Below are 15,775 nucleotides of genomic sequence, written 5' to 3'. Positions count from 1 at the left end.
TCGCTTCGCTCCTCGCAATGACGTAAAGCCACAAGCTAGAACACTGGAAACAAGGAAACGCCATGATCGAGTTTTTCTTCGACTGCTCCAGCCCCTGGACCTATCTCGCCTTTCATAACATCCAGCCGCTGGCGAAAGAGTTCGGCGAGGAGATCATCTGGCGGCCGATCCTGGTCGGCGGCATCTTCAACACCATCAACCCGAGCGTCTACGCCACGCGGGATAATCCGGTGCCCGCGAAACTCGCCTACCAGAAAAAGGACATGGCGGACTGGGCTCGCTCGGCCGGCCTTGCCATCAAGATGAGGCCCACCGTGTTTCCGGTGAACAGCGTGAAAGCGATGCGCGGCTGCATCTTGCTCGGCAAGGACATGGTTCCGTTCGCGCGCAGCGTGTTCGAGATCTACTGGGGCGAGGATCAGGACATCTCGCAGGACGCGGTGCTGACAGACGTCTGCAAGCGTGTCGGCGTCGATCCGCAAAAGTTCCTTGCCGGCATCACGCAGCAGTCGATCAAGGACCAGCTCAAGGCCAACACCGATGAGGTGATGGCGCGCGGCGGCTTCGGCTCGCCGACGATCTTCATCGACAAGACCGACATGTATTTTGGCAATGATCGCCTGCCGCTGGCGCGCGAAGCGTTGGCGCGGCGGAAGGAGGCTGCTGCCTGATGCCGCGCAAGGTCGTCTGCCGCGAACTCGGCCCGCCTGGCCGGTTGCGGCTGGAAGCGTTCGAACCGGCCGTGCTCGGGCCGGGGCAGGTGCGCGTTGCGATCCGCGCCGCCGGGATCAATTTCCCAGACGTGCTGATGGCGGCGGGCGAATATCAATTGAAGCCGGAGCTGCCGTTTACGCCGGGCATGGAAGCCGCCGGAGATGTCATCGAGGTGAACGTCGCACAAGGGATTGCGGTGGGCGACCGGGTGATCGTCAAGTTCAGGCATGGCGGTTACGCGGACGAGGTCGTGGTCGTGCCGTCGCAACTCGCGCCGCTGCCCTCGACCTTCGACTATGCGGAAGGCGCGACCTTCCTCGCGGCGCACGGCACCGCCTATCACGGGCTGATCGACCGCGGTCACCTGCAACCGGGCGAGGTGCTGCTCGTGCATGGCGCCGGCGGCGGCGTGGGGCTGGCAGCCGTCGAGATCGGCAAGCTCCTCGGCGCCATCGTGATCGCAGCCGCCTCGTCGGAGGAGAAGCTTGCGATCGCCAAGGCGCGGGGCGCCGACCATCTCGTGCTCTATAGCCGCGAGCCGTTTCGCGACGCGGTCAAGCGCATCACCGACGGTCGCGGTGTCGATGTGGTCTATGATCCCGTCGGCGGACAAGTCTTCGAGGAGAGCTTGCGCTGCATCGCCTGGGGGGCGCGGCTCCTGGTGATCGGCTTCACCGGCGGCATCGGGCTCGCGCGCACCAATCTGCTGCTGATCAAGGGCGCGAGCGTGCTCGGCGTTCGCGCCGGTGAAGCGGTGCGGAAGAACCCGGCGCTGGGCGAAGCGCGCATCAGGAAACTCATGGAATGGGCGGAGCAGGGCAGGATCCGCCCCAACGTCTCGCACCGACTGCCGCTGGAGGATTACGCAGCGGCGATGCAGCTTCTGATCGACCGCAAGGCGATCGGGCGCGTGGCGCTGGTGATGGGGTAACCCGTCATTGCGAGCGAAGCGAAGCAATCCATACCGCCTTCTCGGAAACTGTCTGGATCGCTTCGTCGCTTTGCTCCTCGCAATGACGGCGTCATCATTTATATTCCCGCTCCTGCCACCACGGAAAATAATCCGGCATGTCGCTCGAGACCCTGTTCTTGAATTGCGCGGGCCGCTTTTCCAGGAACGACACCACGCCTTCTTTCACGTCATCCGAGCGCCCGCGGGCATAGATGCCACGGCTGTCGATCTTGTGGGCTTCCATCGGATCGTCGGCGCCCATCATGCGCCACATCATCTGCCGGATCAGCGCAACCGACACCGGCGCGGTCTTGTCAGCGATCTCCTTCGCCAGCGCGCGAGCGGTCGGCAGGAGCTGGTCCGGCGGCATCACCTTGCTGACGAGGCGGCCGGCGAGGGCTTCCTGCGCGGGAAAGACGCGACCGGTGTAACACCACTCCAGCGCCTGCGAGATGCCGACGATGCGCGGCAAAAACCAGCTCGAGGCCGCCTCCGGCACGATACCGCGCTGGGAGAACACGAAGCCGAAGCGCGCGGCTTCGCTCGCGATGCGGATATCCATCGCAAGCTGCATGGTGACGCCGATGCCGACCGCAGGCCCGTTCACCGCCGCGATCACGGGCTTCAGGCATTTGAAGATGCGCAGCGTCACCTGCCCACCGCCATCGCGCACCTGCGGGTCGCCGTAATCGACCTTGCCGTTGGCGAGCCGCTTCACCGGCCCACGCCGTGCGTCGCGGTCGAAGGTGTCGGCACCCGAAGAGAGGTCTGCGCCGGCGCAGAAGCCGCGGCCGGCGCCGGTGACGATGATGGCGCGGATGTCGTCGTCCTTGTCGGCCGCATCGAATGCCGCGATCATCTCCCGCTGCATGGTCGCGGTGAAAGCGTTGAGCTTGTCGGGCCGGTTCAGCGTGATGGTGAGGATCTGGTCCTCGACCTCATATTTGATGGTCTCGTAGGCCATGGGCGTTTCCGGGTGATGCTTTTATTTGCTTGTCATTGCCGGGCTTGACCCGGCAATCCATCTTTTTGAGAAGATGGATGCGCGGGTCGAGTCCGCGCATGACGATCGAGGATGTTGCGCTAGTGTTGCTTCTTCGGCGGCGTCGGCCAGGGATGCTGCGCACCGCGCAGGCCTTCGAACGCCTTGGCCAACGCGAGCACGCCGTGATCGTCGAAGCGGCGGCCGATGATCTGTACGCCGATCGGGAAGCCTGCGCTGTCATAGCCGCCATTGATCGACACCGCCGGATTTTCCGACATGTTCCAGGGCACGGTGTAGCCGATGTGCTCGAACGGCTTGTCGGGGTCGTGGATGGGCGAGGCAAGCTCGGCGTTGAACTTCACCACCGGCGACACCGGCGAGATGACGTAGTCGAGGTCGCAGAACAGCTTTGCGGCGGCGGCGCGGATCGCCATGGTGACGTTGAAGCCGCGGATCACCTCGACGCCCGTGAGCTTTGCGCCTTTCTCCCCCCATTGGTGGATATAGGGCAGGACCTTGCCGCGATCGGCCGGCGAGAGTTTCGAAAGATCGTCCCACATCCGCGCGCGCCAGAAATTGTCGAGCCCGTCCAGCATCTCGCGGGTCAGAATGCTGTCGACTTCCGTGACGACGGCGCCCGCAGATTCGAAGGCTTTCGCGGCCTTGACCGTGGTCTCGCGCACCGGTTGCTCCGGCGCTTGTCCCGCGCCGATGTCGAGCATGAGGCCGATGCGGAGCTTGCGCGGCGACTTCTCCAGCGCCTTCCAGTGAATGTCGCTCGGCGGCAGGCTCATGCCGTCGCGACGATCGGGTTTGGAGAGCACGCTCATCATCAGCGCCGCGTCATCGACGGTGCGCGTCATCGGACCGGCGACGCGGCCGACATAGGGCGGATCGATCGGGATGCGCCCGAGGCTCGGCTTCAGCCCAACCAGGCCGCACCAGCATGAAGGCAACCGCACCGAGCCGCCGATATCGGTGCCGAGATGCAACGGACCATAGCCGGCCGCACCCGCTGCTCCTGCGCCGGCGCTGGAGCCGCCGGGATTCTTGGTGAGGTCCCAGGGATTGCGGGTGAGGGGATGGAAGGAGGACAGTCCCGACGACAGCATGCCGTAATCCGGCATCGTGGTCTTGGAGAAGATCACCGCGCCCGACTCGCGCAGCCGCGCCGCCGGCGGCGCATCCTTCTGAGCCGGCACCAGCGGCACGCTGGCCGCGCCGAGCGGCACGGGCTGGTCTTTGGTGGCGATGTTGTCCTTGATCGTCACCGGGACGCCGTCGAGCGCGCCTAACGGCTCGCCGTTCTGCCAGCGGTCGGTCGACGCTTTCGCGGCCTTCCGTGAGCCGACAGGATCGTAAAGGTACAACGCCTTGATGTGTGGCTCCCAGGCAGCGACGTGGGTGATCACATCCTCCAACACCTCCGACGGCGAGAATTGCTTGGCCTTGTAACCGGCGATCAGGTCCGTGGCGGAAAGGTCATGGAGCGAGGTGAGGGCCTCTTTTGTCGCTGTTTTATGCATGGGAACCTACCGGCATGCGGGTTTCGATGATACGGGCGAACATGCTGGCGCCGATCGGCAGGATCTTGTCGTCGAGCACGTAGCCCGGATTGTGCACGGGTACCGAGCCGTCATGGCCGACCCAGAAATAGGCGCCGGGAATGGACTGCATCATGTCGGCAAAGTCCTCGCTGCCCATCTTCGGCTGAGCGCGCGTCATGACCTTGGCCGGATCGACCACGGTCCGCGCGACCTGCTCGACAACGCGCGATTGCTCTTCCTGGTTCACCAGCACGCTGAAAGTATCGCGGATGTCGCATTCGATCTCGCAAGCATAGGCAGCAGCCATGCCGGCGCAGATCGCACGCATGCGCCCGCGGATCAGAGCGCGCACCTCGTCGGAGAAGGCGCGTACCGTGCCGCACAACCAGGCTTCGCCCGGGATCACGTTATAGGCCGAGCCCGAATGGATCTGGGTGATGGAGACGACCGCGGCCTGCAGGGGATCGACGTTGCGGCTGACAATGCTCTGCAGCGCCTGTCCCAACGTCATGGCGATGACGACGGCGTCCTTGGAGCGCTCCGGCATTGCACCATGCGCGCCGTAGCCGTGGATCCTGATGTCGAAGAAATCGGCGCCCGCCATGGCCGGTCCCGGCAGGATCGCGATCTCGCCATGATTGAGGTCCGGCGCGTTGTGCAGCCCGTAGACCTCGTCGCACGGGAATTTCTCGAACAGCCCGTCCTTGATCATGGCGCGCGCGCCGCCGAGGCCCTCTTCCGCGGGCTGGAAGATGAAATGCACCGTGCCGTCGAAGTCGCGGGTTTCCGCAAGGTAGCGCGCAGTGCCGAGCAGCATGGTGGTATGGCCGTCATGACCGCAGCCATGGAAGCGGCCGGGAATGGTCGAGCGCCATCTCAGGTTGGTGTTTTCTTCCATCGGCAGCGCATCCATGTCGGCGCGCAAGCCGATGCGCTTGGGCGAGGAGCCCTTGCCCTTGAGCACGCCGACCACGCCGGTGCCCCCGAGGCCACGATGCACCTCGATGCCCCATTGCGTCAGCTTGTCGGCGACGATGCCGGAGGTGCGGACTTCCTCAAAGCCGATCTCCGGATGCGCATGCAGGTCGCGCCGGATTGCGGTGAGTTCATCGGCAAAGGCCTCGATGCGGTCGATGCTGGGCATGTTTCCTTATCCGGTTGAGCGTGACTTGGTTTGGGGAATGAAGGCGGGGCCGTTCGGCTTGATGCGAATGCCCCGCTTCAGCCGCGTCCAGGGCAGTGAAGCAGTATCGGCTGGCATCGCGCCAGGCGCGGCGCAGATCAGAAGCTTTTCGGCCATCGGCTCGAAATCGGCGCGGAAATGCACCGAGCTCTTGTTGACGAGGATCGCCTGCTCGATCGGCTCGATGCCGACAAAGCGGTACATCGCCTGGTCCGCAAGCTGGGCCTTGTGGGAGGCGACGACCACGCGGACGTCGCCGATACGCAGGCAGGCGGACGGTCCCATTTGCATCGTCCGGCCGCCATAGTAGGGGCCAGGCGCGAGGAAATTTCCGTCGGACAGCCTTTCGACGACGAACGTCGCTTCATAAGGTGCGTCGCCGATGATGCCGGACTTGCCGCCGAGCTTGAGCCGCACGCTTGCGCCTTCGCCGGCTTCATGCGCGGCTTTCGCCGAGGCCGGATCATAGATCGCGCCGGTTGCGGCGCGCTTCGCGCCGTTGCGCACCAGCGCGCGCAGCATGCCTGTCGTGTCGGAATCGCCGCCGGCGCCGGGATTATCCTGGGTGTCGGCGATGACGACCGGCTTCTTCGCCGATTTAGCAAGCTCCATCGCCAAGCGTACGCCCTCATCGGGCGAATAGATCTTGCCGTCGAAATCGTCCTCGTGGCCTTCGATGATGGCCGTAATTGTGTCCGCCGCGGCGTCCGCGTCGGCCTGTGTCCGGCCATAGGCGAACACGCTCGGCGCGCAATGCTCGAAATCGGCCGCCGGAAAACCCGGCGCAAAGGACAAGGTCGGCAGGGCGTCGCCCTGCAGCGCGGCGAGCTTTTCGTAGATGCCCTTGCAAGGCTGGTCGAAAGTCGCTTGCCAACTGATCGGGATCAGGAACGGCAACTGCCGGAACGCTTTTGCGAGACGCTGCTTCGTCCTCAGGATCAGCGCGAGGTGTCTCGCGCAGGCGCGTCCCGTGTCGGCCATGTCGACATGCGGATAGGTGCGATAGGCGATCAGCGCATCGGCGTGCGCGACCATCTCTGGTGTGACATTGGCGTGCAGGTCGAGGCTCGCGACCAACGGCAAGTCCTTGCCGATCACTTTGCGAACGCGGGCAAGCAACTCGCCTTCGCCATCGTCGAAATGCTCCGTCACCATGGCGCCGTGCAAATCGAGATAGACACCGTCGATCGGCCCGGCTGCGGCGATGCCATCGACCAGCACCTTTGCGATGCGCTCATAGGCGTCTTCGGTGACATGCGCCGATGGCGTAGCGGCCGCGAAGATCGTCGGGATCAGCTCCCAGCCTTCCGGCTCGGCCGCGTCGATAAAGCCGGCGAGCCCGACATTGACGTTGCGTACGACTTTAAGGATATCGCCGCCCAGCACCATCCTCGGCCAACCGCCGCCATGCGTGAAGGCGTCATACGTCGCCTTGGTCGGCGCAAAAGTGTTGGTCTCGTGCAGGAAGCCGCCGACGGCTATGCGGGTCATTGATCCCATCTCGGCAAATCGCATGGAGGTGAAACGTTAGCCCTGCGTCTGCGCAAAGTGCAAGCTGAAGAGCAATGCCGCTTTGCATGGGCTGTCATTGCGAAAACATCGCGGCTATTCACTTCCGTCATTCCGGGCTCGCGCCCAAGGGGCGCGCCCCGGAATGACGAACGATTGGTTAGGCGCTCGCGGCTACGGGACGAAAATTCGCAAAGTCCCAGCCGCGGCCGGGCGCGGCATCGAGCAATGCTTTGGTATAAGCCTGCTTCGGATGCGTCAGCACTTCTGCCGCCGGACCTTGTTCGACCACGCGGCCATGCTGCATCACGGCAACGTCGTCGCAGATTTGCGCCGCGACGCGCAAGTCATGGGTGATGAAGAGGAGCGCAATGCCAAGCCGCTTCTGGATTTCGTCGAACAGTTCCAGCACCTGAGCTTGCACGGAAACATCGAGGGCGGAGACGGCTTCGTCCGCCACCAGCACGTCCGGATCGAGCGCGAGCGCACGCGCAATTGCGATGCGCTGGCGCTGGCCGCCGGAAAATTGATGCGGGTAGCGCGAGATTGCGTCCACGGGCAGGTCGACCAGCTCCAGGAGCTCGCGTGCCTTTGCCAGCGCATCGGCGCGCCGCGTGCCGTAATTGATCGGCCCCTCCGCGATGCTCTCGCCGACGGTGACGCGCGGGTTGAGCGAGCGATAGGGGTCCTGGAACACGATCTGGATGCGCTTGCGGTGCGGTTGCAAGAGCCGGCGCGAGAGGTCGGAGATTTCGCGGCCAGCGAGGCGGACGCCACCGGAGGTCGGGTCGATCAGCCGCACGATGCAGCGCGCCACCGTCGATTTGCCGGAGCCGCTCTCGCCGACGATGCCGAGTGTGCGGCCCTTCTGCAAAGTGAGGGTGACGTCCTTGGCGGCCGCGACCTCGCGCGCTTTGCCGAATAGCGAGCGCTCGCGATAGACCTTGCCGAGCTCAATCGCCTCCAGCACGACGGGCTCGGTTGTTTCCGGGCGCGGCGCGCGCGGTACGAGGCTCGGCACGGAGGCGAGCAGGTTGCGGGTATAGTCCATCGCCGGCGTGCGCAGGATGCTGTCGAGCGAGCCGGTTTCGACCAGGCGGCCGTTGCGCATGACAGCGACGCGGTCGGCGAGCTCGGCAACCACACCCATATCGTGGGTGATGAACAGCACCGCGGTGCCGTGGTCGCGTTGCAGGTCGCGGATCAGGGTCAGGATCTGCTTCTGGGTGGTGACGTCGAGCGCGGTGGTCGGCTCGTCCGCGATCAGGAGCTTGGGCTCCAGCACCAGCGCCATCGCGATCATGATGCGCTGGCGCTGGCCGCCGGAAAGGCGGTGAGGGTAGGAGGCGAAGATGCGCTCGATCTCGGGCAGCCGCACCTGGTGCATCATGTCGAGGATGCGCTTCTTCCGCGCACGCGCATCAAGGGACGTATGCGCGCGCAACACCTCGTCGATCTGGCGGCCGACCGGCACCACCGGATTGAGTGCGGTCATCGGCTCCTGAAAGATCATCGCCATGCGCGTGGCGCGCAATTGCCGCAGCCGCCGTTCGCTCGCGGTCAAGAGCTCCTCGCCGACCAGTTTGGCGCTGCCCGCCGTAGGCTTGAGCGCGTTTTTCTCCAACAAGCCCATGACGGTGAGCGAGGTCACCGACTTGCCCGAACCGCTTTCACCGACCAGGCACAGCGTCTCACGCTCGTGCACCTGCAGCGACACGCCATCGATGATGCGCGATCCGGTGCCGTTCTTGCCGAGACTGACGACGAGATCGTTGATATCGAGAACGGGCGTGGTCATGACGTCACTCCGCCGTCATTGCGAGGAGCGTAGCGACGAAGCAATCCAGACTATTTCCGGGGAGACAGTCTGGATTGCTTCGCTTCGCTCGCAATGACGGAACTCTCATCACTTTCCCTCTCGCTGCTTCATGCGGGGATCGAGCGCGTCGCGGGCGGCGTCGCCGATCAGGTTGACGCTGAGGATCGCGATCGACAGCAACAGGCCCGGCCAGAAGATCAGCGAAGGCTTGACCAGAAAATACTGCCGGCCCTCGGCCATGATGTTGCCCCAGGTCGGCGTCTCCGGCGAAATGCCGGCGCCGAGGAAGGAGAGGATCGCTTCGGTCAGGATTGCGGCCGCGCAGAAATTGGTGCCCTCCACGATCAGGGGTGCGATGGTGTTCGGCAACAGATGCCGCCACATGATCTTGGGCAGTCCCGAGCCGACCGAGATCGCGGCTTCGACATAGGGCTCTTCGCGCGCCGACAGCACGACCGAGCGCACCAGCCGCGCCACGCGTGGAATTTCCGGGATCGTGATCGCGATCAGCACGGTGAAGATGCTGGCGCCCGACAGCGACACCACCGCAATCGCGAGCAGGATCGCCGGGATCGCCATGACGCCGTCCATGACGCGCATCAGCACCGCGTCAACCATGCGGAAGAAGCCGGAGAACAGACCGATCAGGAGCCCGCAGCCGATCGACATCACGGTCGCGCCAAAACCGATCAGGAGCGAGATGCGTCCGCCATAGATGATGCGCGACAGCACGTCGCGGCCAAAGGCATCGGTGCCGAGCAGGAACTGCTCGCTCGCGGGTCTCAGGCGCTGCGCCGGCAGGAGCTGCATCGGATCGTGCGGCGCGATCCAGGGCGCGAGGATCGACATCACAGTGATCAGCAGAAGCAGGATGCTCGCGGTCGCGATGATCGGCGTGGCCAGCAGGAAGCCGAACCGCGGTCGCGCCGTGGTGATCGGCATCGCAATTGAGGGTTCTGGAAGGGTCTCGATCGCCATCAGTAGCGAATCCTCGGATCAAGCAACGTGTAGGCGACGTCGATCAAGAGATTGATGGTGACATAGACCAGCGAGGTCAGCAGGATCATCGCCTGGATCACCGGATAGTCGCGCGCCAGCACGGCGTCGACCGTCAGCCGGCCGATGCCGGGGATGTTGAACACGCTTTCTGTGACGACGACGCCGGAGATCAAAAGTGCAAAGCCGGTGCCGATCACGGTGATGACCGGCACGGCGGCGTTGCGCAGCGCATGCCGGAACAGAACCGCGATCTCGCCGATGCCCTTGGCGCGGGCGGTGCGGACATAGTCCTCGCCCAGCACGTCCAGCATCGAGGCTCGCGTCATGCGCGCGATCAGCGCGACATAGATGAAGGAAAGCGCGAGCGTCGGCAGCACCAGGCGCTCCAGAAACGGCCCGAACCCGCTGCCGATGCTCTTGAACCCCTGCACCGGCAGCCAGCGTAGATCGAGCGCGAACACCTGGATCAGCACATAGCCGATCACGAACACCGGCACTGAAAAGCCGAGCACCGACAGGCCCATGACGAAGCGGTCGATCCAGGTGCCTTGCTTCCACGCTGCGATCACGCCGAGCGGGACGGCGACCACGACCGAGAGGACGATCGTCGAAAGCGCAATCGAGACCGTTGGCTCGATGCGCTGGCCGATCATCGTCAGCACCGGCACGTTCGAGATCAGCGATACGCCGAGATCGCCGTGGAGCAGCTTGTCGATCCAGGTGAAGAACTGGATATAGAGCGGCTCGTTGAGGCCGAGCGAGGTGCGGATGCGCTCGAGCTGAGCAGTTGTGGCGTTGTCGCCGGCCAGGATCGCCGCGGGATCGCCGGGCGTCAGCCGTAGCAAGAGGAACACGACCAGCGCCACCACGCCCATCACGGGAATGGCGGCGAGCACGCGGCGAACGAGATATCCGAGCATAAGCCTCTACACCGCTCTCAACACTCAACACGCGACTGTGGATGCGTTTGCAGGTCCATTGCAATCCGACATTTTGCGGAAACCCGCGAGATTTACGACCGCGGCCGCGTTGCAATCCTCATGCCATTTCCGCCTTTAGTGCGGCGTATAGTTTTCGCCGATCGACATCGCGCAGATCCGCGATAGATGCACATAAGGCAGTCCGGTTTCCTCCGCCCATGCGTTGAATTGCGCCTGCACCTTGGCCAGGTCGCCCTTGGATTTGACCTCGGGGGCGATATCGAGCCCGGCATCGCGCAGGCACGTCACCACGTCCTGCGAGGTGACGAAACCGTCCCAGCCGATGAAGCGCAAAAACATCATGCCGGAGTTGCCGCCGAGCCGGCTGCCGCGCTTGGTGAGCAGGTTGAGGAGCCCGATCTCGTCGGAAGAAGGCCATTTCGCGAGGAACTTGCCAAAACTGCCATGCTCTTTCGCAATCTCCTGGACGAAGGCCGCATTCTCGCGCACCGAATTGATCTTGGCGCCGTTGCGCACGATGCCGGTATCGGACAACAGCTCGTGCCAGAAATCGTCGGGCTGGAACGTGAGCTTGGCCGGCTGGAAGCCGAGGAAGGCTTTCTCGAAGCCCGGCCATTTCGATTCAATGACGCTCCAGGCGAAACCCGCCGAGAACACACGCCTGGTCATTTCGGCGAGCACGCGATCATCGCCAAGTTTCTCGAGCGTCTTCACGCTGGGCTTGGCCGGCAGCAATTTCTTCAAGCCGCCAGGCCCGCCCTTGCGCTTCTCGGCGCGGGCAAGGATCGCCTTGAACGGAATGGTCTTTGCCTTGGCCATGGCGCTCATTCCAGGGTCGCGAGCAGACCTGCCATCAGGCGGCCGCGCTCGGCGAGGCTTTCGATGATGATGTGCTCGTTGAGCGTGTGCGGATCGGCGCCGCGAACGCCAAGTCCATCGAGCGTCGGAATGCCCATCGCGCCGGTGAAATTGGCATCCGATCCGCCGCCGGCCGAGGCGTGCGGCAGCTCCATGCCGAGTTGCTTGGCCAGATCCCTGGCCTTTTCATAGAGCGCCATGGTGCCTGCATTCGGCTCCCATACCGGTCGCGTCACCCCGCGCGTCACCGTGAACGTGACGTCGCTCGTCGTACCTGACAGCGCCAGCATGCGCTCCACGCCGCGGTCAAGATCAGCCTGACGCTTGGCCATGCTCAGCGCCTCGCCGGTGCAGGTGGTGGCGACGCAATTGACCCATTCGCCGCCATGCACGATGCCGACCGAATAGGTGCAATCGTCGGTCGTCATGCCGTCGATCTCGATGATGCGCCGCGCCATCTCGCGGATCGCCGAGCGGCCCGCGGACAAGTTGGCGCCGGCATGGCTTGGCTTGCCGGTGGCTTCCAAATTGAAGCGCGCAATCGCATAACGGCCGGTGACAACGCCGTTGTTGGCGCGGCCGGGTTCCGGCACCAGCACATATTTGTTGCGTGCGGCTTCCGCTTCGATGAGGTCCCGCACCGACGGCGTGCCGACCTCCTCGTCGGGCGTGAACAGCACGGTGATCGGCAGCGGCGTGGTGAAGGACGCGCGCGCGAGCTGGCGGATCGCTTCCAGGCTCAAATAGCTGCCGCCCTTCATGTCATAGATGCCGGGGCCGTAGCATTTGTCGCCGTCACGGCGGAACGGCAGCCTGGCCAATGTGCCGACAGGATGCACGGTATCGAAATGCCCCGCGATCAGGATGCCGGGCTCGCCTTGCTTGGGATGCGGAAATTTGGCGCGAACGCAGCCGGCAAATCCCTGTCGTCCCGCGATGCGCTCGATGCTGGCGCCCATGATCGCCATCTCGCGTGCGGCGATGTCGAGCATGCGCTCGACCGCGGCGGCATCCCAAGTCGGGCTCTCGCATTCGACCCAGGTGCGCAAGCCGGCGAGCATCGCCTCGGAATCGAAGGGAAGGTTGGCGGGGTTCATGGACTTTTCTCGGGCTTTCAAGCGGGATTGCTTACGAGAATGGTCCGCGAAGCATTTGTAAAGAGCAAGGTTAGGCAAAGCGAGGCATGCGCCAAATCACGATTGACGCGAGAGAGGCTTGGTGCAAGTCTCAAATGACAAGGATTTACAGCGTGTTAGTCCGCCTAAAGAACGGACGATCTGCACAATCGATGACCGCTCTTTGACTGCTTTCACGCCACGCCAGGAGAAAAACCAATGCTAAAGATCTCGCGCCGGAAACTTCTCAAAGCACTGGGCGTCGCTCCGCCCGCACTTGCACTCTCCGCCGCCTGGATCAAGCCTGCATCGGCCGCCGCCAAGAAGACGATCACCGCGGTGATGCATTCGGACCTTCGCATCCTCGATCCGCTTTTCACCACGGCCTACATCGCGCGCGATCATGGCTACATGGTCTTTGATACGCTGCTCGCGACCGATTCCAACTTCAAGGTCCAGCCGCAGATGGCGGACTGGAAAGTGTCCGACGACAAGCTGACCTACACCTTCACGCTCCGCGACGGTCTGAAGTGGCATGACGGCCCGCCGGTGACGGCGGAGGACTGCGTCGCCTCGCTCAAGCGCTGGGGCAAAGCCGACAATATGGGCCAGAAGCTGATGGACTTCACCGCCTCGATCGAGGCCGCCGATCCCAAGACTATCGTGCTGAAACTGAAGGAGCCCTATGGCCTGGTGCTGGAATCGATTGGAAAGCCCTCGTCCTATGTTCCCTTCATGATGCCGAAGCGGCTTGCCGAGACGCCGGCGGGCAAGCAGATGGCGGAGCAGATCGGCTCCGGCCCGTTCAGGTTCGTCAAGGCCGAATTCCAGCCGGGCGTGAAGTCGGTCTACGAGAAGAACACCGACTATGTGCCGCGCAAGGAGCCGGCGAGCTGGACCACGGGCGGCAAGGTGGTGAAAGTCGACCGCGTCGAGTGGATCACGATGCCGGACGCGCAGACCGCGGTGAATGCGCTGCAGTCCGGCGACATCGACTTCATGGAAGTTCCGCCATACGAAATGCTTCCGATCCTGGAGGCCAATCCGGACATCAAGGTCGAGACGCTCAACAAGCTGGGCAACCAGACGATGGGGCGCATGAACTTCCTGATTCCGCCCTTCGACAATATCAAGGTTCGCAAGGCGGCGCTCCTGGCCATGAACCAGAAGGACGTGCTCGACGCCCTCATCGGCGTTCCCAAATATCAGCAGGCCTGCGGGGCGCTTTTCATTTGCGGCACGCCGCTCGAGTCGGAGGTCGGCGCGGGCGACCTCATCAAGGGTGGTAACGTGGAAGCGGCGAAGAAGGCGCTGGCCGAATCCGGCTATGACGGCACGCCGATCGTCATCATGGCGCCCGGTGATGTCGTGACCTTGAAGGCGCAGCCCGTCGTCGCCGCGCAACTGCTGCGCCAGGCCGGCTTCAAGGTGGATTTGCAGGCCACCGACTGGCAGACCGTGGTGAGCCGTCGCGCCAGCCAGAAGCCGGTCAGCGAAGGCGGCTGGAACATGTTCTTCACCAACTGGGTCGCCGCCGACCTGATGAATCCCATCGGCAATTTCCCGGTGGGCGGACGCGGCAAGAATGGCGGCTGGTTCGGCTGGGCCGAAGACGCCAAGGTCGAGAAACTGAAGGATCAGTTCGCGCGCTCGTCCTCGCTCGAGGAGCAGAAGAAGATCGCGGCCGAAATCCAGCAGGAGGTCTATGATCAGGTGCTCTATATCCCGCTCGGACAATTTCAGGCGCCGAGCGCCTGGCGCAAATCGCTCTCCGGCGTGCTCGATGGTCCGGCGACGCCGATCTTCTGGAATATCGACAAGAGCGAGTAGGGGAGAACGGCGCCATCTTCCTTACCGTCGTCATTGCGAGGAGCGAAGCGACGAAGCAATCCAGAGTCTTGACGTGGCGCTGGATTGCTTCGCTTCGCTCGCAATGACGAAAATCGCATTCGCCCTTGTCGGGAGTCGCCATGCCTTTTGATCTCATTTTGCGCGGGGGGCGGGTCATCGACCCCTCCCAGAAGCTTGACTCCACAACCGACGTCGCGTTCGCCGGCGGCAAGGTCGCGGCGATCGGCAATGGGCTGAAGGCGGATGCGGGGACGGACGTCCGCGACGTGGCGGGCCATATCGTCACGCCGGGGCTGATCGATCTGCACACCCACGTCTACTGGGGCGGGACCTCGCTCGGCATCGACGCCGAGGAGTTTTGCCGCACCTCCGGCGTCACCACCGCGATCGACACCGGCAGCGCCGGCCCCGGCAATTTCGCAGGCTTCCGCAAGCATGTGATCGAGCCGAGCGAGGTTCGTATCCTCGCCTACCTGCACGTCTCGCATGCCGGCATCTTCGGCTTCTCCAACCGCGTCATGGTCGGCGAGAGCGAGGAATTGCGGCTGATGGATCCGATCAGCGCCGCCGAGGTCGCCGATCAGAACCGCGACCTCATCGTCGGCATCAAGGTTCGCGTTGGCCTGCACGCCTCCGGCAAATCCGGAATCGTGCCGCTCGAGATTGCGCTCGAGGTCGCTGACCAGGTCGGCATGCCCTTGATGGCGCATATCGATCATCCGCCGCCGAGCTACGAGGAGGTGGTAGCTCGGCTCCGTCCGGGCGATGTCCTGACCCACGCGTTCCGGCCGTTTCCCAATTCGGCCGCGACCGCGCAGGGCACGGTCAAGAAGGTGGTGCTTGAGGCGCGCGAGCGCGGCGTGCTGTTCGATATCGGCCACGGCAAGGGCTCGTTCGCTTTCAAGACTGCACGCGCACTGCTCGCCAATGGCTTCTATCCCGACACGATCTCCTCTGATGTGCACGCGCTCTGCATCAACGGCCCGGCCTTCGACCAGGTGACCACGATGTCGAAATTCCTCTGCATGGGCATGGCGCTGCCGGATGTGGTGGCGGCCTCGACGGTCAATGCAGCGATGGCGTTGCGCCGGCCCGAGCTTGGCAGCCTCAAGGCGGGAAGTGTCGGTGATGCCACCATTATCGATATCAAGGAAGGCAGGTTCGACTATGTCGACGTCGTCGGCGAGCATCTGATCGGTGATCGCAAGATCGCTTCCGAAGGCGTCGTGATCGCCGGCCGCTGGTGGCATCCGGGATAATCGCGCGCCGCCGATCGACAGAATGACCGATGGACTATCGATG

Annotated in this window: 13 protein-coding genes; 4 read left to right on the top strand and 9 right to left on the bottom strand. The window is 63.8% G+C overall.

The features are described from left to right. The first annotated feature begins 62 nt into the window (after positions 1–62). Both VKR55_RS26325 and VKR55_RS26320 read left to right on the top strand, forming a co-directional pair. Complete coding sequence (locus VKR55_RS26325) at positions 63–671, top strand: 2-hydroxychromene-2-carboxylate isomerase (RefSeq protein ID WP_324407974.1); 609 nt, start codon at positions 63–65, stop codon at positions 669–671. Beyond that, positions 671–1,645: an NADPH:quinone oxidoreductase family protein gene (locus VKR55_RS26320; protein WP_324407973.1), complete on the top strand. Its 975-nt coding sequence runs from the start codon at positions 671–673 to the stop codon at positions 1,643–1,645. Before VKR55_RS26325 ends, VKR55_RS26320 begins: the two co-directional genes overlap by 1 nt. 94 nt (positions 1,646–1,739) lie before the next feature. On the opposite strand, the gene VKR55_RS26315 is transcribed toward VKR55_RS26320, so the two are convergent. From VKR55_RS26315 to VKR55_RS26275, 9 genes are all read right to left on the bottom strand, one after another. Then, the gene (locus VKR55_RS26315) at positions 1,740–2,630 is read right to left on the bottom strand and encodes a crotonase/enoyl-CoA hydratase family protein (RefSeq protein ID WP_324407972.1); all 891 of its coding nucleotides are present in this window, start codon (positions 2,628–2,630) and stop codon (positions 1,740–1,742) included. 119 nt (positions 2,631–2,749) lie between these two features. Next, positions 2,750–4,177, bottom strand: coding sequence for an amidase (locus tag VKR55_RS26310; RefSeq protein ID WP_324407970.1), 1,428 nt, complete (start codon positions 4,175–4,177; stop codon positions 2,750–2,752). Beyond that, on the bottom strand, positions 4,170–5,342 hold the full coding sequence (locus VKR55_RS26305) for a M20 aminoacylase family protein (protein ID WP_324407968.1): 1,173 nt from the start codon (positions 5,340–5,342) through the stop codon (positions 4,170–4,172). Before VKR55_RS26305 ends, VKR55_RS26310 begins: the two co-directional genes overlap by 8 nt. Positions 5,343–5,348: 6 nt before the next feature. Then, a complete protein-coding gene (locus tag VKR55_RS26300; protein ID WP_324407966.1) occupies positions 5,349–6,872 on the bottom strand; it encodes a M81 family metallopeptidase in 1,524 nt (507 codons plus the stop codon). Positions 6,873–7,050: 178 nt separating this feature from the next. Then, positions 7,051–8,688, bottom strand: a complete 1,638-nt coding sequence (locus VKR55_RS26295) for an ABC transporter ATP-binding protein (RefSeq protein ID WP_324407964.1) — start codon at positions 8,686–8,688, stop codon at positions 7,051–7,053. 108 nt (positions 8,689–8,796) lie between these two features. Next, positions 8,797–9,687: an ABC transporter permease gene (locus VKR55_RS26290; protein ID WP_324407963.1), complete on the bottom strand. Its 891-nt coding sequence runs from the start codon at positions 9,685–9,687 to the stop codon at positions 8,797–8,799. Further along, a complete protein-coding gene (locus VKR55_RS26285; protein ID WP_324407961.1) occupies positions 9,687–10,628 on the bottom strand; it encodes an ABC transporter permease in 942 nt (313 codons plus the stop codon). Before VKR55_RS26285 ends, VKR55_RS26290 begins: the two co-directional genes overlap by 1 nt. Before the next feature lie 135 nt (positions 10,629–10,763). Then, entirely contained in the window at positions 10,764–11,468 is a 705-nt protein-coding gene (locus VKR55_RS26280) for a DNA-3-methyladenine glycosylase I (RefSeq protein ID WP_324407959.1), read from the bottom strand. A gap of 5 nt (positions 11,469–11,473) precedes the next feature. Next, positions 11,474–12,604, bottom strand: coding sequence for a M20/M25/M40 family metallo-hydrolase (locus tag VKR55_RS26275; RefSeq protein ID WP_324407958.1), 1,131 nt, complete (start codon positions 12,602–12,604; stop codon positions 11,474–11,476). Positions 12,605–12,841: 237 nt separating this feature from the next. On the opposite strand from VKR55_RS26275, the gene VKR55_RS26270 reads away from it, so the two are divergent. Together VKR55_RS26270 and VKR55_RS26265 are read left to right on the top strand one after the other, a co-directional pair. Beyond that, complete coding sequence (locus VKR55_RS26270; protein ID WP_414642458.1) at positions 12,842–14,452, top strand: ABC transporter substrate-binding protein; 1,611 nt, start codon at positions 12,842–12,844, stop codon at positions 14,450–14,452. A gap of 140 nt (positions 14,453–14,592) precedes the next feature. Further along, on the top strand, positions 14,593–15,732 hold the full coding sequence (locus VKR55_RS26265) for an amidohydrolase/deacetylase family metallohydrolase (protein ID WP_324407956.1): 1,140 nt from the start codon (positions 14,593–14,595) through the stop codon (positions 15,730–15,732). Positions 15,733–15,775: the final 43 nt, after the last annotated feature.

The sequence above is a fragment of the Bradyrhizobium sp. genome, assembly GCF_035309285.1.
Lineage (GTDB): Bacteria > Pseudomonadota > Alphaproteobacteria > Rhizobiales > Xanthobacteraceae > Bradyrhizobium.
Note: the sequence above shows the minus strand (reverse complement) of the source record. Positions and strands in the feature narration are given on the sequence as shown.